The organism is Pseudomonas sp. KH_024_B2 (genome assembly GCF_057839965.1).
Genome location: NZ_CM174502.1, coordinates 633,138 through 658,176, shown reverse-complemented (window position 1 = coordinate 658,176; position 25,039 = coordinate 633,138). Strand labels below are relative to the sequence as shown.

Genomic DNA, 25,039 nt, shown 5'->3' with positions numbered 1-25,039 from the left:
ACAGATTGCAGTGAATTTTCAGACAGCCTGGAACAACTACTTCTTATCTCAAGACGACAGGTAAGACGAGCGAGTCAAACCCAGACGCAGAGCGTCGAGGTATTGAGTGCGTTCGGCCGGGCTGATCTTCGCGCAGGCAACCTTGTCGCGGTAGTGGGTCATCAACTCTTCCGGGGACAAGTGCACGTAACGCAGCATGTCTTCGATGGTGTCGTGGGTTTCGATACCGGCGTGGTACACGCTGCCGTCAGCATTTTGGTAGATGTTCACCGAGTCGGTATCACCGAACAGGTTGTGCATATCCCCGAGAATTTCCTGATAGGCACCCACCAGGAAAATCCCCAGCAGGTAATCTTCACCGTCGTTCAGCGCATGCACCGGCAGGCTGGTTTCGATGCTTTGCTCATCGACGTATTGCTTGATCTTGCCGTCGGAGTCGCAGGTCAGGTCCTGCAGTACGGCACGACGCAGCGGCTCTTCATCAAGACGGTGCAACGGCAGAATCGGCAGCACCTGGCCGATCGCCCAGGTGTCCGGCAGGCTCTGGAACACCGAGAAGTTGCAGATGTACTTGTCGGCGAGCTTGTCGTTGAGTTCGTCGAGCACCTGACGGTGGGAACGCTGACGGGCTTTCAACGAGTTGTGCAGGCGACGGCAGACAGCGAAGTAGCACTGCTCGCCCAAGGCTTTGTCGGCCAGGGTCAGTTTGCCATCGGCGTACTGGGCGGCGATGTCGCTCATGTAGTGCGTGGCGCGCCAGTAGGTCTCGGTGACCATTTCAATGTCGGTCGGACCGAGCAGATCCACCAGCCATTGCACGGTTTCCGGCAACTCTTCCTTGTTGTCGATCACCGGCACGTCGTCGTTGTGCTTCTCGACGTCGGTCACCTGAACCACCAGCATCGCGTGGTGGGCGGTCAGCGAGCGGCCGCTCTCGGAGAAGATGTTCGGATGCGGCAGGCTCTGCGCGTCGCAGAACTCCTTGAGCATGCCGACCACGACACCGGCGTAATCGTCCATGTCGTAGTTGATCGAACTGGCATTACGCGAGTGGGTACCGTCGTAGTCAACGCCCAGGCCACCGCCGACGTCGATGTGATCGACCGGCAAGCCGAGGTTACGCAACTCGCCGTAATAGCGGATCGCTTCCTTGAAGCCGTGCTGGTAATCCGCCAGATTGGCGATCTGCGAGCCCATGTGGAAGTGCAGCAAGCGAATGCCCTGGTCCAGACCGGCCGCGCGGAAACGTTCGACCACCGACAGCAGTTGAGCCGCGGACAGACCGAATTTGGATTTCTCACCGCCGGTGTCTGCCCACTTGCTCGAGGCCAGGGAAGACAAACGCACCCGCAGACCAACCTGTGGCTTGACCTTGAGCGAGGCCGCTTCTTCGATCACCAGAGCGACTTCGGACTCTTTTTCGATCACGATGAACACGTTGTGACCAAGCTTCTGGCCCATCAGCGCCAGGCGAATGAATTCGCGGTCCTTGTAACCGTTGCAGACGATGGTCCCGCCTTTCGGTGCCAGCGCCAATACGGCCAGCAATTCCGGCTTGGAACCGGCTTCCAGGCCGATGGAAACGTCCTGAGTGGCGATAATGTTCTCGATCACCGCTTCCTGCTGGTTGACCTTGATCGGGTACAGCGCGGTGTACTTGCTCTGGTATTCCAGACGCTCGATGTTAGCGTCGAAGGCGCCAGTCAACTGACGTACGCGGTCTTGCAGAATGTCCGGGAAGCGCACCAGCAGCGGCAACGACAGGCCGCTTTTACGCAGTTCCTCGACTTGCTCGAACAGGTCGATAGGCGAGCTTTTCGGGCCGTTCGGACGAACTTCGACGCGACCGGCGTCATTGATCGCGAAATACCCGGCCCCCCAATGGCGAATCCCATAAACACTGCGGCTGTCCGCAACTGTCCATTGGCTGCCATCGTCTTTGCGTGTGCGTCGTACGGACATCGAAGTCCCCTATAAATGAAGTCAAAGAGCGCCACCCGGGTTGAGGGCTGGCGCAGTCTAAAGAATGAAAATGACGATTAGCCTGCATTCGAGGGGGATAGACCTCGCCTACAGCGCAGAGTTTAGAAACCGGTTTTGAACAGGCTCTGTGAAAACCATGGAGAGACGGCAAACCTGAATCGGTTCAGGACTGCATCAAGTCGCAGTGGTCTTCACAGAGGCTGCTAGCCGCCGGACTTCTTCGCTTTGAAACCGAGTTTGATCAGCTCTGCCAAGAGTAGCTCGACATGCTCGCCCTGGATCTCGATGACCCCGTCTTTCAACGTGCCGCCGGTACCACAACGCTTCTTCAGCGTCGTGGCAAGCGTACCGAGCGCCTCGATAGCCAACGGCACGCCGGTGATGGTAGTCACCGTCTTGCCGCCACGGCCCTTGCTTTCGCGACGCACGCGCGCGATGCCGTCGCCGGCAGGGATAACGGTTTGTTTGCAGATGCAGGCATCCACCGGCTGGCTACAGTCCGGACAATGTCGACCTGCGTCGGTGGAAAATACCAGGCCACCAAGGGCGGCGAAGGATGCGGCTTTTTTGGCCACCGGCAATCCTCTTGGGAGGACAAAGACTGGTCGCTGCACTTTGGCAAGTGCCATCGACCGCGAAGCCCCACTCAGGCAGGGGCAGCGCTACTGAACCGGACGCCCCTACAAAAAGGAGTGCCGGTCCAGCTTTAAAAAAGGTCGCGCAGTGTAACGGCAAAAAGCGCACTTGCTAAGAGCCAATCGGCGCCAATTTATGCATCTTTTGCGACGAGTTGGCCCTGGGAGCGCAGATAACGTTTCAAGGCGGCTAGAGAGTCCGGGCAATAAGGCTTTTGCGCAATTTCCTGCATTACCTGATCGATCGGCATGAAACGCGCTTCCAGCACTTCTTCCGGTTGCAAGCGCAAGGGTCCGTCCCAGACCGCCGAGAACGCCGAACACCACAGCCGATTGCCGGTGTCTTCAAAGAAAAAGTGATCATGTGCGGTCAATTCCACGCCGCTCACCCCAAGCTCTTCCTCCAGTTCACGAGCCGCCGATTCGGCGTAGCTCTCGGTCGCCAGCACCATCCCTCCGGCCGCCACATCCCAGAACCCCGGATAAATGGCTTTGCTCAGGGTGCGCCGATGCACGCACAGCTCACCGGCAGAATTGAACAGCATGATGTAGGTACCGCGCCCGATCAGCCCGCGCTCGCGCAGATCGGACCGGACCAGGGCGCCGAGCAAGTTGTCTTGCTCATCGACCCAGGCGATGTATTCGGCATCCGAGGCTGCGCGATGCGCGGCCTCGTCGGAGTTCACGAGCATTACTCAGCCCTGAGAAAGTAGTTGACGCAAATCGATGACCGCCGCATTGGCCCGCGAGATGTAGTTGGCCATGACCAGCGAGTGGTTGGCCAGCACACCGAAGCCGCTGCCGTTGAGGATCATCGGGCTCCACACCGAGGTCTGAGATGCCTCCAGCTCACGAATGATCTGCCGCACGCTGACCGTAGCGTTTTTCTTGGCCAGCACATCGGCGAAGTCGACTTCGATGGCACGCAGCAGGTGGGACAGTGCCCAGGCCTGACCGCGGGCTTCGTAGAACACGTTGTCGATCTGCATCCACGGGGTTTCGACGATCTCTTCGTCCACCTGCAGCACCTGGCCAGGGGCCGGGGCTTCGGTTTTCAGCGCGGTGTTGAGTTTGACCCGACCCACACTGGCCGACAGCCGTTGCGACAGCGAACCCAGGCGGGTCCCCACGTCACCCAGCCAGTTGTTCAGGTTGTCGGCACGGGAATAGAACAGCGCGCCCTTCTGATTCGGATCGGACAACCGTGCCTGGTAACGGCTCAGGGAGTTGATCCCTTCCTGATACTCGGACTCGCTGGAAGGCAGCACCCAGCTCTTGTTGTCGAAGTTGAAACGCGGTTCGGCCTTGGCCAGATCCGCATCCTCGGTGGACTGCGACTGGGAACGGGCGAAATCCTTGCGCAGGGCGCGGCTCAGGTCACGCACTTGCACCAGCACGCCGTACTCCCAGCTGGGCATGTTGTCCATCCACAGGCCCGGCGGAAAACGGTCGTTGGAAATATAACCACCTGGCTTGGTCAGCAGCGTACCGGCAACGGTCTTGAGGGTTTCCACCGTGGTGTAACCGATGACCATTTGCTTGCCTTCCTTTTCGGCAGCCACTTGAGCGTTCTGCTGAACCGGAAACAGTGCCGGCTCCTGACTCCAGTACCAGCCCAAGGCAAAAGCCACCAGCAGAAACAGCCCCACCACCGTGGCCAGGGCTCGGCTGAACAGCAAACCACCGAAATAGCTGCGGGTTGCCGACGGAGGTTCAGCGGCACGATCAGGCGCGCTGCCAGCGCGGTTCTTCCAGTCCAGCATGGCTATATCCTTTCAATCACTTGAGTTCATCGGTTCGACCACAACCCTACCCCATCGTGCCTCGGTTCGAGCGGATTAAATCCGCCGCAAAACAAGACGCCGCACAATAGTCGCGCATCAAGCAGCTACTATCAATGAAGCACAGCCTCCAGGCCGTGCGACCAGTCGGTCAGGAAATGAATCGCGGCGCTTTGCAGTTTATTGACGCAGGACACTCGTGCAATCGAAAAGAGGTGCTAGCATAGGGCCACCAGTCGATCTCAGCATGCACCCTAACCAGTAGTCAGGATATGACCGAGCCAGAAGACCCCAGCCGTGAGCGCCTCAAGCACCACTTTGCCCAGCGGGTAATTCATCAGGCACGTCAGATTCTTGAGATATGGCAACGCCTGCAGCGAAGTGAATGGTCAACCACCGATATGTCGGAACTGGCCGAGGCGAACTTGCGCCTGCTGCGGTTCGCCGAACGTTTCGAGCAGCCCGAACACAGTCAGCTGGCGCGCAGCATCGGCCATTCGCTGGAAGCGGTGGATGCCAATCGCGGGCGTCTGAGCAGCGGGCTGATCACCGACCTCAATCGCTTGATGCAACGCTTGTCCCGCACCGGCCTGCGTCAGGGCGACCAACTCGAACAAACTTTCCTGCCGCCGCTGCGCAAGCCGATCTACGTGATGTTGCAAGATCACGACCGCGCCGAACGGCTGGCCAAACAGCTTGAGTTCTTTGGGCTCAGCGCCCAATCGCTGGACAGTGTGGCGGCGTTTCGCTCTTCTCTGGTCGAGCGACTGCCCGCCGCGATCGTCATGGATGTCGACTTCTGTGGCGCCGGCATGGGCCTGAAACTGGCGGCCGAAGCCCAGGAAGGTCTCGAACAGCAACTGCCGCTACTGTTCTTCAGTCTGAATGAAACCGACACCCCGACCCGTCTCGCGGCCGTGCGTGCCGGCGGTCAGGAGTTTCTGACCGGCACCCTCGAAGCCTCGAGCCTGCTGGAAAAAATCGAGGTCCTGACCTGCGTCGCCCAGTACGAGCCGTACAAAGTGCTGATCATCGATGATTCACGCGCTCAGGCACTGCACACCGAACGCCTGCTCAACAGCGCCGGGATCGTCACTCGCACCCTGATCGAGCCGATCCAGGCGATGGCCGAACTGGCGGACTTCCAGCCGGACCTGATCATCCTCGACATGTACATGCCGGCCTGCACCGGTACGGAGCTGGCCAAAGTGATCCGCCACAACGACCGTTATGTCAGCGTGCCGATCATTTATCTGTCGGCCGAAGACGATCTGGACAAGCAACTCGACGCCATGAGCGAAGGCGGCGACGACTTCCTGACCAAGCCGATCAAGCCGCGCCACCTGATCACTACCGTGCGCAACCGCGCGGCCCGGGCACGCAACCTCAAGGCACGGATGGTCCGCGACAGCCTGACCGGGCTATACAACCACACCCATATCCTGCAATTGCTCGAAGACTGCAGCTTCCGCGCCCGCCGCGAAAGCAAGCCGCTGAGCTTTGCGATGCTCGACATCGACCACTTCAAACGGGTCAACGACAGCCACGGCCACCCCATGGGCGACCGCGTGATCAAGAGCCTGGCGCTGTTCCTCAAGCAACGCCTGCGCAAGACCGACTTCATCGGGCGCTATGGCGGCGAAGAGTTCGCTATCGTCATGCCCGACACCGATGTCGAATCGGCCTACAAAGTGCTCAATGAAATCCGTCAGCGCTTTGCCGAGATTCACTATCCAGCGCAACCTCAGGATCTCTGGTGCACCTTCAGCGCCGGCGTCGTAGAGATGAGCGAGGATTCCGACAGCCTGATGATGGCAAGCCAGGCCGACGAGGCGCTGTACCGCGCCAAGCACGCCGGACGCAATCGCGTGCAGGCCGCTTTGCGATCAAAGCAAAGTGCCACTTTTTCATCGGAATCCACCGAGTCAGTCATAACGCTGTAACAGAAACGCAATAACTTCAGGCGCTTACCATTCTGTCGTTGGTAGACCCTCGATGCGCCTGAAGCTGCTGACCAATCTCAACACCCTCCTGTTAGTCGCCGTTTGCCTCGCACTCGGCGCCACGCTCTGGTGGTCGCAACGGGCTCTGGAGCGACCTTATTTGCTGATGGAGCGCTATCTGGGCCTGTCGCAGCAATTCCAGAATCAGGTGGCGCGCAATATTGACGATTACCTGGCCACTGGCGATGCCCTGCGCCTGAGTGCTGCCAGCCAATCGCTCGAAACGCTGCAACAAGCGCTCGGCGAGTTGCCTGCAGATCTGGCGCAAAGCCTGCGGCCAAGCCTGGCGAGCCTGAATGACTTCAGCAAAACCGATCTGCTGGCTGCCGGCAAACTCGCCGGTGACCCGCAAGCTTTGCTGCTTCAGGCCGAGCGCGAACTGGGTGCCAACCTGGAACAGCTCAGCCAATACGCTACGAGCGCCAATAACCCGAACGCCGCCGGTTATCTGCCGTCATTGCTGGCGGCGTCGCAGCATCTGGCCAGACTATCGCTGGCCCGGGACAAACTGGTCAGCAGCGGTCGTAGCGAACTGGCGGCCGATGTCGAGCGTGAAGCCACCAGTATCCGCACCCAGGCTGAGCAGCTGGAAGCCCTGCCGCTATTGGGTGTCACTGCCAGCAATGAATCGAACACCGACGACTTTGCCGCCATGATGGGGCTGGAGAACACTGAAAAAAGCGTCGCCGAAGATACTGGCATTGGTCTCAAGCGCGAACTCAACAGCCTGCTGACGCGTTACCCGGCCGAGCTGCGCCGCACTCGCGAGCAGATCCAGAAACGCGCCGACCTCAGCGCCGCCACTCACCTTAAAATTGCCGCCGTTGCGCAGGCTATTGCCGGTCTTGAGCCCGCCGTGCGCGCCCAGCACGGGCAGATTCAAAGTGAAGTGCGAATCATCCAGGGGCTGATGATCGGTCTGATCCTGTTGATCGCGCTGCTCATCGATACCTTGCAACGACGTCTGGCCCGAGTACTGACCAACCTGGCGCCAGCCTTGTCGACCTGGGCCGAAGGCGACTTCAGTCGGGATATCCAGCTGGGCGCCACCAACCGTGAGTTGCACGACATTGAAGAGTCGCTGAATCGGCTGCGGGCGTATCTGGTTGATCTGGTGGGAACCATCCGGCAAAACGCCGAACAGGTCGCCGGCAGCAGCCGCGCCCTGGCCGAATTGAGCAGCGGCCTGCACAGCGGCGCCGAACGGCAGGCCGGGGATACCGCACAAATTCGCGATTCATTGGGCGAACTGGAAGCCACCATTGTGCAAGTCGCCGGTGATGCCAGCCAGGCCGCCGACGCCAGCCGTCACGCCGGGCTTGCGGTCGAACACGGCCAGAAAGTGATCGGCTTGAGCCTGACGGGGCTGCATGCCTTGGTCGGCGAGGTGCAGGGCAACGCACAGATGATCGAACATCTGGCCGAAGAGTCGGCGACCATTGGCGGCGTACTCACAGTCATTCGCTCCATCGCCGACCAGACCAATCTGCTGGCCTTGAACGCCGCCATCGAAGCCGCCCGCGCAGGAGAAATGGGCCGAGGGTTTGCAGTAGTCGCCGAAGAAGTCCGCACCTTGGCGCAACGCACCGCCGGCGCCACCGCCGAGATCCAGACGCTGATCGCCGGCCTGCAACTGGCCGCCCGGCAATCGGTAGAAGGTATGCGCGCCCAGGTCGAACACGCCGAAGCCACCGCCAACCAGGCCCAAGCGGCCGACGGCGCGCTGGATGAAATCGTCGGAGCCATACAAACCATCTCCGACACCGCCGTACGCATCGCCGATGTCACCGCCCAACAGAGCGGCGCCGTCAGCGAAATCCGCGATCACAGTGAGCGGATTCATCAATTGGGTGGGGACAACTTGTTGAGGATTGGTGAAGGACGCAGCCAGGGTGAACATTTACTGGCGCTGGGCGGGCAGTTGCATACGGCCGTTCAAGCCTTCAGGGTCTGACAGGGCCCCTTCGCGGGCAAGCCCGCTCCCACAGGTACTGAGCTCGGCGCTGACCCACAAAAGCCTGGTCGCCACAAGTACACCCCTCTCCCTGCACGCGCGGCCCTACTCCGCTATCATGCGCACACGTTCGATACGCGAGATTGCTATGCGCCGCCTGCTCTGCCTGATGCTGTTATTGCTCGCCCTGCCGGTGACCGCCGCCGGGTTGCTGGACAGTCGTCCCAGCTCGACGCTGGGTGCGATCAATAACAGCGCCGACTTCCTGCCGGTACGCGAAGCCTTTCGGCTGAGTCTGATGGAAAGCACGCCGCAATCGATCAAACTACGCTTCGTCGCCACCGAAGGTTATTACCTCTACCGCCATCGCTTTCAGTTCCGTACCGAACCCGCCGACGTCACGCTGGGTACCGCGCAACTACCTCAGGGCGAACAAAAACACGATGAGTTTTTCGGCGACGTCGAGGTCTATCACGGCATTCTCGATATAGAGCTGCCACGCACCGCCGGCGATCAGCGCGCCTTTACCCTGGCAGTGACTTATCAAGGCTGTGCCGATAAAGGTCTGTGCTATCCGCCAGAGACAGAGCGACTGAGCATCGAAGGCAAGCCTTCTTCAGTGCTCGGCGCCGATACTCCGACGAACAGCCACGAGACGCGCTGGAACTGGCGCGAACTGGCGCTGTTCTTCCTCGCAGGTCTTGGCCTGACCTTTACCCCTTGCGTGCTGCCCATGCTGCCGATCCTTTCCGGCGTCGTACTGCGCGGCCAGGTTGGCGGCTGGCGTGGTTTCAATCTGTCGCTGGCTTACGTACTGCCAATGGCGATCTGTTTTGCCTTGCTCGGCGCACTGATGGGGATGTTCGGCGCGCAACTGAATCTGCAGGCACGCCTGCAATCAGCCTGGGTGCTGGTGCCGTTCGCACTGTTTTTCGTGGTGTTTGCGCTGGCCATGTTCGGTATCTTCGAACTGAAACTGCCGCACGCTATCAGTAGTCGCCTGGACCGCGTGGCAAACCGCACCGAAGGCGGCTCCCTCTGGGGGGCAGCCGTGCTGGGCGTGGTTTCCAGCCTGTTGGTTTCGCCCTGCGTCTCGGCTCCGCTGGCCGGTGCGCTGCTTTATATAAGCGCCAGCGGCGATGCGCTGGGCGGCGCGCTGAAACTCTTCGTACTGGGCCTGGGCATGGGCGCACCCTTGTTGCTCGTCGCCACCGGCGGAGCGGCCTGGCTACCGAAAAGCGGCTCATGGTTGATCTACGTAAAAAATGCCATCGGCGTTCTGCTGCTGGGGCTGGCGGTGGCCTTGTTGAGCCGGGTGCTGCCAGGCCAGGTCACCTTGTTGCTGATCGGCTTGCTGGCTGCCGGAGTCGGCCTGTTTCTCGGCGCATTGGAGTTCATCTACAAGGCACCAAAACCGCGCCTGGCGCAATTACTGGGGCTGTTCCTATTATTTTATGCGCTGGCCTGCTGGTACGGCGCACTCAGCGGGCAGACCGACCCGTTGAGTCCGATCGGCCAGTCAATGGCGGTTAATTCGGCCGGTGGCGCCCAGGCTCAAAACGCCAGCGAATGGCAGACCATCAGTACGCCTCTGGAGCTGGATCGGGTCCTCACCGAGGCCAAAGTCGCCAATACCCCGCTGCTGCTCGATTGGTACGCCGACTGGTGCATCAGCTGCAAAGTCATCGAGCGTGAGGTGCTTAACGACAGCAACGTCGTCGAACGGCTCAAGGGTTATCGGTTGATCCGCTTTGACATGACCGCCAGCAACCGCGAACAACGCGCCCTGCTCGACCGTTACAAGCTGTTCGGGCCGCCAGCACTGATGTTTTTCGGCAAGGATGGCGTCGAACGCAGTGATGTCAGAGTGATCGGCGAGATCAATGCCGCGGACTTCGCCGAACGTGTCGCGAAAGCGAATGACCAGATTTAATCAGTCGGTCATATATTTCGGGCAAACATCGGGCATCGTGCTGGCTATTGCAGAGAACTGGACAGTCACAAAGGCTTTGCGGCATAGTCGCCGGGTTCTGACAACTGCACAGAGATGACAAGGAGCAGCAGATGGCGACCCTACTGGTTCTGCACGGACCCAACCTGAACTTGCTCGGCACCCGCGAACCGGGTGTCTACGGTGCGGTAACGCTGGCTCAGATCAATCAGGATCTGGAACAGCGGGCCCGCAATGCCGGTCACCATTTGCTTTACCTGCAAAGCAACGCCGAGTACGAATTGATCGACCGCATCCATGCCGCACGCGGCGAGGGTGTGGACTTCATTTTGATCAATCCGGCAGCTTTTACGCATACAAGCGTCGCATTACGTGACGCGCTGCTGGCGGTGAGCATCCCATTCATCGAAGTGCATTTGTCTAACGTGCACAAACGCGAACCTTTCCGCCATCACTCTTACTTCTCTGATGTTGCGGTGGGAGTGATCTGCGGCCTTGGCGCCAGCGGTTATCGACTGGCCCTGGAGGCCGCCCTGGAACAGCTTGAACAACAAGCTAAACGCCCCTGACCGACCCTTGGGAGTTGATGATTCATGGATATCCGTAAAGTTAAGAAACTGATCGAACTGCTGGAAGAATCCGGTATCGACGAGCTCGAGATCAAGGAAGGCGAAGAGTCCGTACGGATCAGCCGTCACAGCAAAACCCCTGCGCAGCAGTTTTACGCGCCAGCACAGATGGCCGCGCCGGCTCCGGTTGCCGCACCGGTCGCTGCTGCACCAGTGGCCGCAGTTGAAGCCCCGGCAGCACCGAAACTCAACGGCACCGTGGTTATGTCGCCAATGGTCGGTACCTTCTACCGCACCCCGGCACCGACTTCGCCGGCTTTCGTTGAAGTTGGCCAGAGCGTGAAAAAAGGCGACACCATCTGCATCGTCGAAGCGATGAAAATGATGAACCACATCCAGGCTGAATCCAGCGGTGTGATCGAATCCATCCTGGTAGAAAACGGCCAGCCGGTTGAGTACGACCAACCGCTGTTCACCATCGTTTGAACCGCGGAGAGCCAACGATGTTGAAACCTGCGAAGCTGGAAAAAGTCCTGATCGCCAACCGCGGTGAAATTGCCCTGCGGATCCTGCGCGCGTGCAAGGAAATGGGCATCAAGACTGTCGCGGTTTACTCGACTGCCGACAAAGAGCTGATGCATTTGGGCCTGGCCGACGAAAGCGTTTGCATCGGTCCAGCACCCGCGAACCTGTCTTACCTGCACATCCCGGCAATCATCGCGGCAGCTGAAGTCACTGGCGCCACGGCGATTCACCCTGGCTACGGCTTCCTCGCGGAAAACGCCGATTTCGCCGAACAGGTCGAAAAATCCGGCTTCGCCTTCATCGGCCCGACAGCTGACACCATTCGCCTGATGGGCGACAAGGTTTCAGCCAAGGACGCCATGAAGCGCGCCGGCGTACCGACCGTGCCAGGTTCCGACGGCCCGCTGCCGGAAGACCCGGAAGTCGCTATCGGCATCGGTCGCGAAGTCGGCTATCCGGTGATCATCAAAGCCGCTGGCGGCGGCGGTGGTCGCGGCATGCGCGAAGTGCACCGCGAAGAAGACCTGATCGAAGCGGCCAAGCAGACCCGGGCCGAAGCTGGCGCCTGGTTCAGCAACCCAATGGTCTATCTGGAAAAATTCCTGACCAACCCACGTCACGTGGAAGTCCAGGTCCTTTCCGATGGCCAGGGCCACGCCATCCATCTGGGCGACCGCGATTGCTCGCTGCAACGTCGTCACCAGAAGGTTCTCGAAGAAGCGCCGGCACCGGGCATCGACGAGAGGGCTCGCCAGGAAGTGCTCGCCCGCTGCGTGAAAGCCTGTATCGACATCGGCTACCGTGGCGCCGGCACATTCGAGTTCCTTTACGAGAATGGCCACTTCTACTTCATCGAGATGAACACTCGAGTCCAGGTAGAGCACCCGGTATCGGAAATGGTCACCGGGATCGACATCGTCAAGGAGATGCTCAGCATCGCCGCTGGCAACAAGCTCTCGTACACCCAGGACGATGTGAAGATCCACGGCCACGCTCTGGAATGCCGGATCAACGCCGAAGACCCGAAAACCTTTATCCCGTGCCCGGGCATGGTCAAGCATTTCCATGCGCCAGGCGGCAACGGTGTACGGGTCGACTCGCACCTCTACAGCGGCTACAAAGTGCCATCGAACTACGATTCCCTGATCGGCAAGCTGATCACCTGGGGGGCGACGCGCGATGAAGCCATGGCACGCATGCGTAATGCGCTGGATGAAATCGTTGTCGACGGGATCAAAACCAACATCCCGCTGCACCGCGACCTGGTCCGCGATGAAGGCTTCTGCGAAGGTGGCGTGAACATTCACTACCTGGAACACAAGCTGGCCAAGCAGCACTAAGCTTGACCCAGACCAACAAGGCCGCTTTCGAGCGGCTTTGTTGTTTCTGAAGGTTTCATTAAGCAATACACATCCCCTGTGGGAGCGGGCTTGCTCGCGAAAGCGGTCTGTCAGTCACATCAATGTAGGATGTGCCGACGCCTTCGCGAGCAAGCCCGCTCCCACAAAAGCTCTGCGCTCGCGTAAACTTGCGGGCTTCTCGCAGCCCGCCAGGCTGCAATCAATATTTTTCAAAGGTGCCCGCCATGCCTTGGCTGCAAGTCCGTCTCGCCATCAGCCCAGAACAAGCCGAAACCTACGAAGACGCTTTCCTTGAGGTCGGCGCCGTTTCGGTGACCTTCATGGACGCCGAAGATCAGCCGATCTTTGAGCCGGAACTGAACACTACCCCGCTGTGGTCCCATACCCATCTGTTGGCACTGTTCGAAGACGGCACCGAAGCCGCCAGCGTCCTGGCCCATATGGAATTGCTGACCGGCAGCCCGCTGCCTGAGTACCACAGCGAAATCATCGAAGACCAGGACTGGGAACGCAGCTGGATGGATAACTTCCAGCCAATGCGCTTCGGCCAGCGTCTGTGGATCGTTCCGAGCTGGCACGCCGCGCCGGAACCGGATGCGGTCAACCTGCTGCTCGACCCGGGCCTGGCCTTCGGCACCGGCACCCACCCGACGACCGCACTGTGCCTGGAATGGCTCGACGGCCAGGACCTGAAGGGCTGCAACGTGCTGGACTTTGGCTGTGGCTCGGGGATTCTGGCTATTGCCGCGCTGCTGCTGGGCGCCAAAGAGGCCGTCGGCACCGACATCGACGTTCAGGCCCTGGAAGCGTCCCGCGACAACGCCGGGCGCAACAACATTGCCGACGAACTGTTCCCGCTATATCTGCCGCAGGATTTGCCGCAGGTTCAGGCCGACGTATTGGTCGCCAATATCCTCGCCGGCCCGCTGGTTTCCCTGGCCCCGCAACTGTCCAGCCTGGTCAAGCCCGGTGGTCGCCTGGCGCTGTCGGGCATCCTCGCCGAACAAGGCGAAGAGGTCGCAGCGGCCTATGCCCGGGATTTCGATCTGGACCCGATTGCCAATCGCGAAGGTTGGGTGCGCATTACTGGCCGTCGGCGCTAGAATGAGCACCTGCATAAACCGGATGGCCGCATGACCGATAGTTTCGTCACTCAGTGCCCGCATTGCCAAACCAGCTTTCGCGTCAGCCACGCCCAATTGAGCGTGGCCCGCGGAGTGGTTCGTTGCGGCTCATGCCTGCAGGTATTCAACGCCGCACAGCAGCTGATCGAGCGACGCAAGGGCGCTGTCGCACCCAACGTGCCAGCTCCGGTCGAACCACCGCCGCAACGGGCCATCAGCCAGAAACAATGGACGGCCGCCGAACTCGATCTGGACAACCTTGACCTCGACGAAGAACTCGCCAGGCTCGAACAGCGGGAAATCGAGCCGACCATGGAGTTCGGGCAAGAGCGCAAGCACAAGGAAGATTCGCTGAGCGCACGCCGGGATACGACCGGCGGCGAGGAAGAACAGTGGCCCGACAGCCTGTTCAGTGGATCGGCTGCCGAACGCACAGAAGTGATTGAGCCCGCCCAGCCTCAAACCAGCACAAACACCAGGCCGACGAATCCCCCCGCCGAACCGGCCAGGCCCAGCCGCACCGAACCCTCACTGTCCTTCGATCTGGACGATTTTGGCGATGAACTCAAGGCGCCGCCTGTACGCCCGGATCAGCAGCCGCCAGCGCAAGAACATCACGAACGCCTGTCCGCGATGGATGACGCCGACGAAGAGCTGCCAGAGCCCACCGAACCGCTGCGCAAGACGCGCGTCCGCAGTGAACCTGGCTTGCACGACGAGGTACTACAGGATCTGATCGACGAACCCGTGCACCTTGACTGGCAAAAGCGCCGCTCGCCCTGGGGCAGACGCTTCTTCTGGGGATTACTGATTCTGCTCGGCGCCGCCGCATTGGCAGGCCAATACATTGCCTATCACTTCGACGAACTGGCCCGCCAGGACCAATACCGGCCATGGTTTCAGCAACTGTGCCCGAAAATCGGCTGTACGGTGCCGTCCAAGGTCGATATCGCCCGCATAAAGAGCAGCAATCTGGTGGTACGCAGCCATCCGGATTTCAGTGGTGCACTGGTGGTCGATGCAATCATCTACAACCGCGCCCCCTTCTCTCAGCCGTTCCCGCTGCTGGAGTTACGCTTTGCCGACCTCAATGGGCACCTGATTGCCAGCCGGCGTTTCAAACCAGGCGAATACCTCAGCGGCGAGCTTGAAGGCCTGACAGAAATGCCATCACAGACGCCCATTCATATCGCCCTGGACATCCTCGATCCCGGCACAAAAGCGGTCAATTACAGCCTGAGCTTCCATTCCCCCGAGTGAAACGCCTCAGCCAATCGACGCTGATTCCCATTGATGACAGTTTTCTGACTTCCTGCGCCGAACCAAACTGCTGGCAATAACAGAATAACTGTTCAGATTTTATCCAATTCAGCCTTTATCCAGTCATCGAGAGCGGGTATCATGCCAACCCTTTTTCGAACTCTAATGATCCGGCCCCACAACAGGGAAGTCCTATGTCGGCGGTACGCATCGGTCCATATACATTGCCCAACGGCTTGATTCTCGCCCCGATGGCGGGGGTCACTGACCAGCCCTTTCGTCAGCTGTGCAAACGGTTGGGCGCAGGCCTTGTAGTCTCGGAAATGGTCACCAGCGACATGAGTTTGTGGAACAGCCGCAAATCGCGTCTGCGCATGATCCACGAAGGTGATCCCGAGCCACGCTCGGTACAGATCGCCGGCGGTGATGCGCAAATGCTGGCGGATGCCGCCCGCGCCAACGTCGAGTTGGGCGCACAGATTATTGATATCAACATGGGTTGTCCGGCGAAGAAGGTCTGCAACAAGGCTGCCGGTTCCGCGTTGCTGAAAGACGAAGAGTTGGTGAGCGAGATCCTGCATGCCGTCGTGGCGGCAGTCGATGTGCCGGTCACCTTGAAAATACGCACCGGCTGGGACCGGGCGAACAAGAACGGCCTGACGGTGGCGAAGATCGCCGAACAGGCAGGCATCACGGCGCTGGCGGTCCATGGCCGGACCCGCGCCGATCTGTACACCGGTGAAGCCGAGTACGACACCATTGCCGCGATCAAGCAGGCGGTGTCGATCCCGGTCTTCGCCAACGGCGATATCGATTCGGCCGAGAAGGCCCGGTACGTGCTCCACGCGACCGGCGCCGATGGGCTGTTGATTGGCCGGGCCGCCCAAGGGCGCCCGTGGATTTTTCGTGAGATCGAGCACTTTCTGCGTACCGGCGAAACACTCCCGGCACCGGAGCTGTTCGAGGTGGAACGTATTCTGCTAGAGCATCTGGCCGCGCTGCATGCCTTCTATGGGGATGTCATGGGCGTACGCATTGCCCGCAAGCATGTGGGCTGGTATCTCGCAACCCTGCCGGGCGCCAGGGAGTTTCGCGCCCACTTCAATCGTTTGGATGATACGGAAGCACAGTGCGCCAACGTTCGTGAGTTTTTCGCCGAACGTTACAAGAGCCTGGTGACAGGGGACGGAGAAGGGGTGGCCGCATGACGATGATGAGTGAGACTTTAGAGAGTGGAACAACACCCGTGAGCGACAATGTGAATTTGAAACAGCACCTCAATACACCGAGCGAAGAGGGTCAGACCCTTCGCGGGAGTGTCGAGAAGGCGCTGCACAATTATTTCGCCCACCTTGAGGGCGCTGCCGTCACGGACGTATACAACCTGGTGCTCTCCGAAGTCGAGGCGCCACTGCTCGAAAGCGTGATGAACTACGTCAAGGGCAACCAGACCAAGGCCAGCGAGCTGCTCGGTTTGAACCGGGGCACCTTGCGCAAGAAGCTCAAGCAGTACGATCTGCTGTAAGCATTCAATCAAACCAGAAAGGCGCCCGTGTAACCCCGGTCGCCTTTTTTGCTGACTCCTTTGCTTTTGATGGAAATTGAGATGACCGACCAGACTACCCGCCTGCCGATCCGCCGCGCTTTGATCAGCGTTTCCGACAAGACCGGGATCCTCGACTTCGCCCGTGAGCTGGAAGCGCTGGGCGTTGAGATCCTCTCCACCGGCGGTACGTTCAAGCTGCTGCAGGACAATGGCGTGGCCGCAGTGGAAGTCGCGGACTACACCGGTTTCGCAGAAATGATGGACGGACGGGTGAAAACCCTGCACCCGAAAATCCATGGCGGGATCCTCGGTCGTCGCGGTATCGACGACGCCATCATGAACGAGCACGGCATCAAGCCGATCGACCTGGTGGCCGTCAACCTCTACCCGTTCGAAGCCACCATCAACAAGCCAGGCTGTGACCTGCCGACCGCCATCGAGAACATCGACATCGGCGGCCCGACCATGGTCCGCTCGGCAGCCAAGAACCACAAAGACGTAGCCATCGTGGTGAATGCCGGCGATTACGCCAACGTCCTGGAAAGCCTCAAGGCCGGCGGCCTGACCTACGCTCAGCGTTTCGACCTGATGCTCAAGGCCTTCGAACACACTGCCGCCTATGACGGCATGATCGCCAACTACATGGGCACCGTGAACCAGGCGGCTGAAACCCTCAGCACAGAAGGTCGCAGCGAATTCCCGCGGACCTTCAACAGCCAGTTCATCAAGGCCCAGGAAATGCGCTACGGCGAGAACCCGCACCAGAGCGCGGCGTTCTACGTTGAAGCCAAACCTGCCGAAGTCGGCATCGCCACCGCGACCCAACTGCAAGGCAAAGAGCTGTCGTTCAACAACGTGGCCGACACCGACGCTGCGCTGGAATGCGTGAAGAGTTTCGTCAAGCCTGCCTGCGTCATCGTCAAGCACGCCAACCCGTGCGGCGTTGCGGTCAGCCCGGACGCCGAAGGCGGTATCCGTCAGGCTTACGAACTGGCTTACGCGACCGACACCGAGTCGGCGTTCGGCGGCATCATCGCCTTCAACCGCGAGCTGGACGCTGAAACCGCCAAGGCCATCGTCGAGCGTCAGTTCGTCGAAGTGATCATCGCCCCAAGCGTCACCGACGAAGCCCGCGCCATTGTTGCAGCCAAAGCCAACGTGCGCCTGCTGGCTTGCGGCCAGTGGTCGGCTGATCGCGCACCTGCCTGGGACTACAAGCGCGTCAACGGCGGCTTGCTGGTTCAAAGCCGCGACATCGGCATGATCGGCAGCGAAGACCTGAAAGTGGTGACCAAACGCGCACCGACCGAACAGGAAATCAACGACCTGATCTTCGCCTGGAAAGTCGCCAAGTACGTCAAATCCAACGCTATCGTCTACGCCAAGAATCGTCAGACCATCGGTGTCGGCGCTGGCCAGATGAGCCGCGTGAACTCCGCACGCATCGCCGCGATCAAGGCTGAACACGCCGGCCTGCAGGTTCAGGGCGCGGTCATGGCCTCGGATGCTTTCTTCCCGTTCCGCGACGGCATCGACAACGCAGCCAAGGTCGGCATCACTGCAGTGATCCAGCCAGGTGGCTCGATGCGTGACAACGAAGTGATTGCTGCTGCTGATGAAGCTGGCATCGCCATGGTATTCACCGGCATGCGCCACTTCCGTCACTGATACGTTGCCCTCTGCGGGCGAACTCCTGTGGGAGCGGGCTTGCCCGCGAAGGCGGCGGCACATCCAGTATAGATGTGACTGACAAACCGCTTTCGCGAGCAAGCTCGCTCCCACAGAAAAGCATCTCTGTGGTGCTCAACAGAATTAGCGTCATCTGAGGTTTTTGAAATGAATGTTTTGATCATTGGCAGCGGTGGCCGTGAACACGCCCTGGCCTGGAAAGTGGCTCAGGATCCGCGCGTGCAGAAAGTTTTCGTTGCCCCGGGCAACGCCGGCACCGCCATTGAAGCCAAGTGCGAGAACGTCGCTATCGACGTGCTGGCCCTTGAGCAGCTGGCAGATTTTGCCGAGAAAAATGTTTCCCTGACCATCGTCGGCCCGGAAGTGCCATTGGTGGCCGGCGTTGTCGATCTGTTCCGCTCCCGCGGCCTGGATTGCTTCGGCCCGACCGCGAGCGCCGCTCAGCTGGAAGGTTCCAAGGCATTTACCAAGGACTTCCTGGCACGCCACAAGATTCCGACTGCCGATTACCAGAACTTCACCGAGATCGAGCCGGCCCTGGCCTATCTGCGTGAAAAAGGCGCACCGATCGTGATCAAGGCCGACGGCCTGGCCGCCGGTAAAGGCGTGATCGTCGCCATGACCCTGACCGAAGCCGAAGACGCCGTACGCGACATGCTCGCCGGCAATGCTTTCGGCGAAGCCGGCTCGCGTGTGGTGATCGAGGAATTCCTCGACGGCGAAGAAGCCAGCTTCATCGTCATGGTCGACGGCAAGAACGTTCTGCCAATGGCCACCAGCCAGGACCACAAACGCGTCGGCGACGGTGACACCGGCCCGAACACTGGCGGCATGGGTGCCTACTCCCCTGCTCCGGTGGTCACTGCCCAGGTGCATCAGCGCGTCATGGATCTGGTGATCTGGCCGACCGTGCGCGGTATGGCCGAGGAAGGTAACGTCTACACCGGCTTCCTGTATGCCGGTCTGATGATCGACAAGGCTGGCAATCCGAAAGTCATCGAGTTCAACTGCCGCTTCGGCGATCCGGAAACCCAACCGGTGATGCTGCGTCTGCAATCGAGCCTGGTGTTGCTGATCGAGGCCGCTCTGGCCCAGGCACTGGACAAGGTCGAAGCGCAATGGGATCCACGTCCAAGTGTGGGTGTCGTTCTGGCAGCCGGCGGCTATCCTGGTGATTACGCCAAAGGCGCGGCCATTGAAGGTCTGGATGCAGCGGCCACACTGGAAGGCAAAGTCTTTCACGCCGGCACCGCACTGAAAGACGGTCAGGTCGTCACCGCTGGCGGTCGAGTGCTCTGCGCCACCGCCCTGGGCCAAAGCGTCGATGCAGCTCAACAGCAAGCTTACAAACTGGCGGCTAAAATCGATTGGCAAGGCTGCTTCTACCGTAAGGACATTGGCTACCGTGCCATTGCCCGTGAGCGTGGCGAAAATCAGGAATAAGCTATCCATTCGGCTAGGCAGGGGCCTCTGGCCCTTGCCGTACTATTCCAGCCCCGCGCATAGTTGTAATCTGGCATCAACCTACGAAGGGATTTCGCCGTGCGCTGGCTCAGGATTGCCATAGGCTTCACCGTCAGCCTGCTGACTCTGCTCTGTTTGCTACCGGTTCAGGCCGCGCAAGGCAGTGGCTGGGCGGTATTGCTCGACGAACAAGCCGACCTGCAACTGAGCGACATCCGCTCTGCCCGCTATACCAATCAATTCAGCCCCACCGAACTGAACCAGCTGACGGCTGCCGAGCCTGATGGCGCCTTGTGGCTGCGTTTCAAACTCCAGCCAGGCAAACACGAACAACTGTTGCGCATTTTTGCGCCAGATCTGGTCCACCTCAATTTATACGTGCTCGACGATGACAAACTGATCGAGCAAGTGAACACCGGCACCGGCCAGCCACAGGCCGAGAGGCCGCTGCCCAGCAGTGACTTCATGTTGCCGCTGCCGCAAAGTGAAAAAACCCTCGATGTGTATCTGCGGCTGGTTTCCGAGCACCAGCTACGCCCTTACATCACCTTGCAATCGGCGGTCATGAGCGCGGCAGATCAAGGCCAGACGCTGATCTATGGTCTGCTGTTCGGCTGTTTGGCGATGCTGATCCTGCATAACCTGACCCGCTACGCCTACACCCGTTCCAGAAGCAGTGTGTGGCTTGCCGCCTGCGAAGGCCTGCTGCTACTCAGTCTGCTCCTGCTGCTGAATCTGGCAGGCCCCTGGCTGCCGGACTGGCACGCCCTACAAACGCCTGGCGCGTATCTGGCCCTACTGTTTACAGCGCCTTGCGGCCTGATGTTCGCCTACCGATTCTTCGCCCCACTTGGCCCCCACCCGCTGAACCGGCTGTTGCTGGGCGACATCCTGTTCATCACCTTGTGCAGCCTGTTGCTGCTGTTTGTCGATACCCTGCCGCTGAACATCATTACCTACGCGCTGGTGGCTCTCGCCGGCTTGAGCATGCTGTTCGTCGGCGCCTATCACTGGCAGAAAGGCTACCGCCCGGCACGCCTGTTCGTTGTAGCCATGGTGATTTTCAACATCGGTACCCTGATCATTCTGCCAGCGCTTTTGGGGCTGACCCAGGTAGCGCCCCAAGGTCTGGTCATGACGCTGCTCGGGTTCATCTGCATCAGCGGCCTGCTGATGAGCGTCGCTCTGGGCGAGCGACAGCGTAGCATCACCGAAGACCGTTTCAGCATCAGCCGCGACCTGGCCGCCAGCAATGCCGAGATCAACGCCAAGGCCGAATTCCTGGCGAAAATCAGTCACGAGATCCGCACACCGATGAATGGTGTGCTGGGCATGACCGAGCTGCTGCTGGGCACACCGCTGTCCGTCAAACAACGAGACTACGTGCAGACCATCCACAGTGCCGGCAACGAACTGCTCACCTTGATCAACGAGATTCTCGACATCTCCAAGCTCGAGTCCGGGCAAATCGAGCTGGACGATGTACAGTTCGACCTCAATGCCCTGATCGAAGACTGCCTGAGTATTTTTCGCGCCAAGGCCGAGCAGCAAAACGTCGAGCTGATCAGCTTTATTCAGCCGCAAGTACCGCGGGTGATCAGCGGCGACCCCACGCGCCTGCGCCAGACGCTACTGAGCCTGCTGGAAAACGCGCTGAAGAAAACCGACGAGGGCGAAATCCTGATTGTCGTTGCCCTCGACGAACGCAGCGCCAAACCCCGGCTACGCATCGCGGTACAAGACAGCGGCGTACCGATGGACGCCGGCGAGCGCGATGCCCTGCTGCATGCCGAGCTGCACAGCAAGAATTTCCTCTCCGCGACACGTCTGGGTGGCAACCTGGGACTGGTCATCGCCCGCCAGCTGATCCTGCTGATGCACGGCGAGTTCGGGATCAAAAGCGGCAACAATAGCGGCAGCACTCTGTGGCTGACCTTGCCTCTGGACCCGGAACGCCTCGAACACCCGACCTCCGACCTTGATGGTCCGCTGCAAGGCGCACGGGTGTTGGTGGTGGATGACAACGACACCTGCCGCAAAGTCCTGGTGCAGCAATGCAGCGCCTGGGGCATGAACGTCAGCGCGGTCCCTTCCGGCAAGGAGGCGCTGGCCCTGTTGCGGACCAAGGCGCACCTGCGCGACTACTTCGACGTGGTCCTGCTCGACCAGAACATGCCGGGCATGACCGGCATGCAGCTGGCGGCGAAAATCAAGGAAGACCCGAGCCTGAACCACGATATCCTGCTGATTATGCTCACCGGTATCAGCAACGCGCCGAGCAAGATCATCGCGCGTAACTCCGGGGTCAAACGCATCCTGGCCAAACCGGTCGCCGGCTACACCCTCAAGACTACCCTGGCCGACGAGCTGACACAGCGTAACAAGGGCCTTGTTGTCCCCTATCACCCGTTATCCGGCGTGCCGGTACCGGTCAAGGTGCCAAGCGATTTCCGTATCCTCGTTGCAGAAGACAACAGCATCTCGACCAAGGTCATTCGCGGCATGCTCGGCAAGCTCAACCTGCAGCCGGACACCGCCAGCAACGGCGAAGAAGCCCTGCGCGCAATGAAAGCCCAACGTTACGATCTGGTACTGATGGATTGCGAAATGCCAATCCTCGACGGTTTTTCCGCCACGCAGCAACTGCGCGCCTGGGAAGTCGGCAATCAGCGCTCGCGTACGCCGGTGGTGGCCCTGACCGCGCACATTCTGACCGAGCACAAGGAGCGCGCACGCCAGGCCGGCATGGACGGGCACATGGCCAAACCGGTCGAACTGTCGCAACTGCGCGAGTTGATCGAGCATTGGGTTGCCCAACGCGATTTGCAGAATCAGCCAACGGCTCAAACCTACTGAGCCGACAGACTGCGCAACGCCTGATAGACTCCCCATCGCCCTCCTTCGCTGCGAGCTCCAACCATGCTCCACGTGCTGTTCAGCGTTTACCTGAAGATGCTGGTGCTCTATAGCCCCTTCTTCGTTCTGTCCTGCTTCATCAGTCTGACGCGCGGCTATTCCAGCAAGGAACGCCGACGCCTGGCCTGGAAAGTCGCCCTCGCCACCTTGGTCTCCAGCGTCCTGCTGTACCTGTTCGGACGGGTGATTTTCAGCGTGTTCGGCATCACCGTGGATGCCTTTCGCATCGGCGCCGGGAGTGTGTTGTTCATCTCGGCACTGGGCATGGCTCAAGGCAAGGCGGTGGTGCAGACCGATAACGTGCAACAGGACGTGACCATCGTCCCGCTGACCATTCCCCTGACCGTCGGCCCCGGCACCATCGGTGCACTGCTGGTGATGGGCGTCGGCCAGCCACACTGGGACGACAAGCTCACCGCTATCCTCAGCATTGCCCTGGCCAGTTTCACCGTCGGCGTAGTGCTCTACTTGTCGAACCGCATCGAACGTATTCTTGGCGATCAGGGTTTGCAGATTGTCAGTCGGTTGATGGGGTTGTTCGTGTGTGCGCTGGCGGCGCAGATTATTTTTACCGGGGTTAGAGGGTATCTGGTGCCCTGACCGGTCGACGACTGAGCACCGTCTGAGTGCTCAGCCCCGGCCTGGGCCTGGCAAGACGACCATCCATTCTTCTTTGTGCCCTTGCACAAACGCCTCGATTTGCTGTCGGGTTATTGCAAACGCCCTGGTTGCCTGCTCGAACGAACAACGTCTTACGCATACCTGCGAAGTAAACTTATCGGTCAAAAACGCCTGCTCCAGAAATCGTTCTCCCACGCTTTCGGTCGTTTTAAAGTCAAGGTAGATCACCTCCATTTTCGAGTCCCCCTTGCTCACCGCCAGCAGCAGACGCACTGTAAAGACTGCCTCGTCTACCGCACCCGAGGTTTTAACGACACGCTTGCCAATACTGGTTTCGCGCAAACGCTCCAGCACCGCCGAATCAACAGTCGGGCTGGCCAACGCGTCGAGCGTTTCGACCGTTAGCTCAAGCTGCGCCTTGAGGGCTTCATCCAACATTGTCTTGGCGACCATATCCTTGAGGCTGACGCAGGATCCAGCTTCAAACGAGTAAAACTGCTGCGTCTCCCGCCTGAGCGTCCAGGCGCAGCGCGTCAGAGAATAAACCAAAGCGCTATACCATTCGGAGCTCTCGCTCACGTGGCTCGACGCCATGATCCGGGAAGCGATCAACGAATACAGAATATCGCGCTTTAGTTGGCTTTCGACCGAGTCAGAAAAGACACTTATTGCAGCGGAATCGACATATGACTCCTGGCAAAAACTGTTCATATGCAAACCTGAATATTGTTGACACCTAAAAAAGTGAGAACTCCAAACCTTGAAGTTCTCGCTCGTATTACAGAGCTGTTTTGAAATACTCCAGCCTGTGCTTGTCAACCGCTGCTTGAATTACATCCTTGATAACGTTAAAAGCACGTCGATTCAAGGTGCGTCGCGTGGCAGCATTGTACAGTTTCACGTCTTCAGCCTTGTACTTGAAAAAGAGCACCTTATTGATGACGTCCTTGCTCTCCATTTGCATAGCACAGACGGTCATGGTTGCTCTTCCGCCCGAGACGATGCACGGCGTTAACTGAAAGTTGGCAGCGTTGTTCTTTTTGCTTTTCAACTCCATCAGTTTGATTGCGCCATCATCCTTTTCCAGTTTATCCAAAGCGCCAGAGATCAATGGCAAGATTTTCAACTTATCGACACCGGCCGCAACCGCGATAATTTTCAATGCTGCTTCATCCATTGTGAAGCTCAGCTCTTGACTGATGTACTCCTTGTAGGGGTCATTCAGCGTAGGCCAGCCGCAGTTCGTCAGTGCCTTGCTATATTCGCCATACCATTCGCGACGCTGGGTTTCACGCTGAAAAAGTTTGTCTGCACGAATTTCTGCATAAAGAATAGTGTCGTCGAACGCCTCGCGATCTGCCTCGCTCACGCCTTCGTCATAAGCAACTACTGTCGAGCCTAAAAGAGCGCCTGACTCATCCTCAATTTTTGTAGCGAAATGGCGGGCACGTGGAGCACGCCACTGATGTGCTGAATCATCAACACCTGCAAAATACCTGGCTTGCGCCGAATAATTAAAAGCTTCATCCACAACATCAAATTCGGTCATTTATATTACATCCTGTAGTTATTCAAGCTTACACCCTGTAAGCAACTAAAACCTAACCGTCAATCCAGGAGAAGTCAACGCGAACTAACAGCCATATCATTCAAAGCG

The 25,039-nt window shown here is 59.3% G+C and carries 19 protein-coding genes and 1 pseudogene; 14 read left to right on the top strand and 6 right to left on the bottom strand.

The window, feature by feature from the left end; genetic code table 11:
- Positions 1-48: 48 nt before the first annotated feature.
- The 4 genes from speA to AC3I0A_RS02990 form a co-directional block, all read right to left on the bottom strand.
- A complete protein-coding gene (gene speA / locus AC3I0A_RS03005; RefSeq protein ID WP_489376179.1) occupies positions 49-1,962 on the bottom strand; it encodes an arginine decarboxylase in 1,914 nt (637 codons plus the stop codon).
- Between the two features lie 224 nt (positions 1,963-2,186).
- Positions 2,187-2,558, bottom strand: a complete 372-nt coding sequence (locus tag AC3I0A_RS03000; RefSeq protein ID WP_489376178.1) for a translation initiation factor Sui1 — start codon at positions 2,556-2,558, stop codon at positions 2,187-2,189.
- A gap of 194 nt (positions 2,559-2,752) precedes the next feature.
- Complete coding sequence (locus AC3I0A_RS02995; RefSeq protein ID WP_489376177.1) at positions 2,753-3,310, bottom strand: NUDIX hydrolase; 558 nt, start codon at positions 3,308-3,310, stop codon at positions 2,753-2,755.
- Between the two features lie 3 nt (positions 3,311-3,313).
- Positions 3,314-4,381, bottom strand: a complete 1,068-nt coding sequence (locus AC3I0A_RS02990; protein WP_489376176.1) for a DUF2333 family protein — start codon at positions 4,379-4,381, stop codon at positions 3,314-3,316.
- 290 nt (positions 4,382-4,671) lie between these two features.
- Between AC3I0A_RS02990 and AC3I0A_RS02985 the strand changes: the two genes are divergently transcribed.
- The 14 genes and pseudogenes from AC3I0A_RS02985 (at position 4,672) to AC3I0A_RS02920 (ending at position 23,361) form a co-directional block, all read left to right on the top strand.
- A complete protein-coding gene (locus tag AC3I0A_RS02985) occupies positions 4,672-6,342 on the top strand; it encodes a GGDEF domain-containing response regulator (RefSeq protein ID WP_489376175.1) in 1,671 nt (556 codons plus the stop codon).
- 1,507 nt (positions 6,343-7,849) lie between these two features.
- Positions 7,850-8,356 (top strand): annotated as a pseudogene (locus AC3I0A_RS02980) (methyl-accepting chemotaxis protein); the annotation flags it as partial.
- Positions 8,357-8,504: 148 nt separating this feature from the next.
- Positions 8,505-10,289, top strand: coding sequence for a protein-disulfide reductase DsbD (locus AC3I0A_RS02975; protein WP_489376174.1), 1,785 nt, complete (start codon positions 8,505-8,507; stop codon positions 10,287-10,289).
- Positions 10,290-10,420: 131 nt separating this feature from the next.
- Positions 10,421-10,876 carry a type II 3-dehydroquinate dehydratase gene (aroQ, locus tag AC3I0A_RS02970; protein ID WP_419119014.1) on the top strand — a complete coding sequence of 152 codons (456 nt, stop codon included), beginning with the start codon at positions 10,421-10,423 and terminating at the stop codon, positions 10,874-10,876.
- A 24-nt stretch (positions 10,877-10,900) separates the two neighbouring features.
- Positions 10,901-11,362, top strand: a complete 462-nt coding sequence (gene accB / locus AC3I0A_RS02965; protein ID WP_489376173.1) for an acetyl-CoA carboxylase biotin carboxyl carrier protein — start codon at positions 10,901-10,903, stop codon at positions 11,360-11,362.
- A gap of 17 nt (positions 11,363-11,379) precedes the next feature.
- Complete coding sequence (gene accC / locus AC3I0A_RS02960) at positions 11,380-12,741, top strand: acetyl-CoA carboxylase biotin carboxylase subunit (RefSeq protein WP_489376172.1); 1,362 nt, start codon at positions 11,380-11,382, stop codon at positions 12,739-12,741.
- A gap of 245 nt (positions 12,742-12,986) precedes the next feature.
- On the top strand, positions 12,987-13,865 hold the full coding sequence (gene prmA, locus AC3I0A_RS02955; protein ID WP_489376171.1) for a 50S ribosomal protein L11 methyltransferase: 879 nt from the start codon (positions 12,987-12,989) through the stop codon (positions 13,863-13,865).
- 30 nt (positions 13,866-13,895) lie between these two features.
- A complete protein-coding gene (locus AC3I0A_RS02950) occupies positions 13,896-15,146 on the top strand; it encodes a DUF3426 domain-containing protein (RefSeq protein ID WP_489376170.1) in 1,251 nt (416 codons plus the stop codon).
- A 194-nt stretch (positions 15,147-15,340) separates the two neighbouring features.
- Complete coding sequence (gene dusB / locus AC3I0A_RS02945; protein ID WP_489376168.1) at positions 15,341-16,354, top strand: tRNA dihydrouridine synthase DusB; 1,014 nt, start codon at positions 15,341-15,343, stop codon at positions 16,352-16,354.
- Complete coding sequence (gene fis / locus AC3I0A_RS02940) at positions 16,351-16,671, top strand: DNA-binding transcriptional regulator Fis (protein WP_489376167.1); 321 nt, start codon at positions 16,351-16,353, stop codon at positions 16,669-16,671. Before dusB ends, fis begins: the two co-directional genes overlap by 4 nt.
- 81 nt (positions 16,672-16,752) lie before the next feature.
- Complete coding sequence (gene purH, locus AC3I0A_RS02935) at positions 16,753-18,360, top strand: bifunctional phosphoribosylaminoimidazolecarboxamide formyltransferase/IMP cyclohydrolase (RefSeq protein WP_489376165.1); 1,608 nt, start codon at positions 16,753-16,755, stop codon at positions 18,358-18,360.
- 168 nt (positions 18,361-18,528) lie between these two features.
- Complete coding sequence (gene purD / locus AC3I0A_RS02930; RefSeq protein ID WP_489376163.1) at positions 18,529-19,824, top strand: phosphoribosylamine--glycine ligase; 1,296 nt, start codon at positions 18,529-18,531, stop codon at positions 19,822-19,824.
- A gap of 99 nt (positions 19,825-19,923) precedes the next feature.
- Positions 19,924-22,701, top strand: coding sequence for a hybrid sensor histidine kinase/response regulator (locus tag AC3I0A_RS02925; RefSeq protein WP_489376162.1), 2,778 nt, complete (start codon positions 19,924-19,926; stop codon positions 22,699-22,701).
- Positions 22,702-22,764: 63 nt separating this feature from the next.
- Complete coding sequence (locus tag AC3I0A_RS02920) at positions 22,765-23,361, top strand: MarC family protein (protein WP_489376160.1); 597 nt, start codon at positions 22,765-22,767, stop codon at positions 23,359-23,361.
- Positions 23,362-23,391: 30 nt separating this feature from the next.
- Here AC3I0A_RS02920 and AC3I0A_RS02915 read toward each other — a convergent pair whose 3' ends face one another.
- Positions 23,392-24,093 carry a hypothetical protein gene (locus tag AC3I0A_RS02915; protein WP_489376159.1) on the bottom strand — a complete coding sequence of 234 codons (702 nt, stop codon included), beginning with the start codon at positions 24,091-24,093 and terminating at the stop codon, positions 23,392-23,394.
- Between the two features lie 67 nt (positions 24,094-24,160).
- Positions 24,161-24,931 carry a hypothetical protein gene (locus AC3I0A_RS02910; protein ID WP_489376157.1) on the bottom strand — a complete coding sequence of 257 codons (771 nt, stop codon included), beginning with the start codon at positions 24,929-24,931 and terminating at the stop codon, positions 24,161-24,163.
- Between the last annotated feature and the right edge of the window lie 108 nt (positions 24,932-25,039).

Bases quoted from the DNA above. Each gene is read 5' to 3' on its own strand.
- dusB (WP_489376168.1), top strand. From the start codon at position 15,341: ATGTCGGCGGTACGCATCGGTCCATATACATTGCCCAACGGCTTGATT.
- purH (WP_489376165.1), top strand. From the start codon at position 16,753: ATGACCGACCAGACTACCCGCCTGCCGATCCGCCGCGCTTTGATCAGC.
- aroQ (WP_419119014.1), top strand. From the start codon at position 10,421: ATGGCGACCCTACTGGTTCTGCACGGACCCAACCTGAACTTGCTCGGC.
- speA (WP_489376179.1), bottom strand. From the start codon at position 1,962: ATGTCCGTACGACGCACACGCAAAGACGATGGCAGCCAATGGACAGTT.
- AC3I0A_RS02990 (WP_489376176.1), bottom strand. From the start codon at position 4,381: ATGCTGGACTGGAAGAACCGCGCTGGCAGCGCGCCTGATCGTGCCGCT.
- accC (WP_489376172.1), top strand. From the start codon at position 11,380: ATGTTGAAACCTGCGAAGCTGGAAAAAGTCCTGATCGCCAACCGCGGT.
- AC3I0A_RS02975 (WP_489376174.1), top strand. From the start codon at position 8,505: ATGCGCCGCCTGCTCTGCCTGATGCTGTTATTGCTCGCCCTGCCGGTG.
- purD (WP_489376163.1), top strand. From the start codon at position 18,529: ATGAATGTTTTGATCATTGGCAGCGGTGGCCGTGAACACGCCCTGGCC.
- AC3I0A_RS02920 (WP_489376160.1), top strand. From the start codon at position 22,765: ATGCTCCACGTGCTGTTCAGCGTTTACCTGAAGATGCTGGTGCTCTAT.
- AC3I0A_RS02995 (WP_489376177.1), bottom strand. From the start codon at position 3,310: ATGCTCGTGAACTCCGACGAGGCCGCGCATCGCGCAGCCTCGGATGCC.
- AC3I0A_RS02950 (WP_489376170.1), top strand. From the start codon at position 13,896: ATGACCGATAGTTTCGTCACTCAGTGCCCGCATTGCCAAACCAGCTTT.
- AC3I0A_RS02910 (WP_489376157.1), bottom strand. From the start codon at position 24,931: ATGACCGAATTTGATGTTGTGGATGAAGCTTTTAATTATTCGGCGCAA.
- prmA (WP_489376171.1), top strand. From the start codon at position 12,987: ATGCCTTGGCTGCAAGTCCGTCTCGCCATCAGCCCAGAACAAGCCGAA.
- fis (WP_489376167.1), top strand. From the start codon at position 16,351: ATGACGATGATGAGTGAGACTTTAGAGAGTGGAACAACACCCGTGAGC.
- AC3I0A_RS02915 (WP_489376159.1), bottom strand. From the start codon at position 24,093: ATGAACAGTTTTTGCCAGGAGTCATATGTCGATTCCGCTGCAATAAGT.
- AC3I0A_RS02985 (WP_489376175.1), top strand. From the start codon at position 4,672: ATGACCGAGCCAGAAGACCCCAGCCGTGAGCGCCTCAAGCACCACTTT.
- accB (WP_489376173.1), top strand. From the start codon at position 10,901: ATGGATATCCGTAAAGTTAAGAAACTGATCGAACTGCTGGAAGAATCC.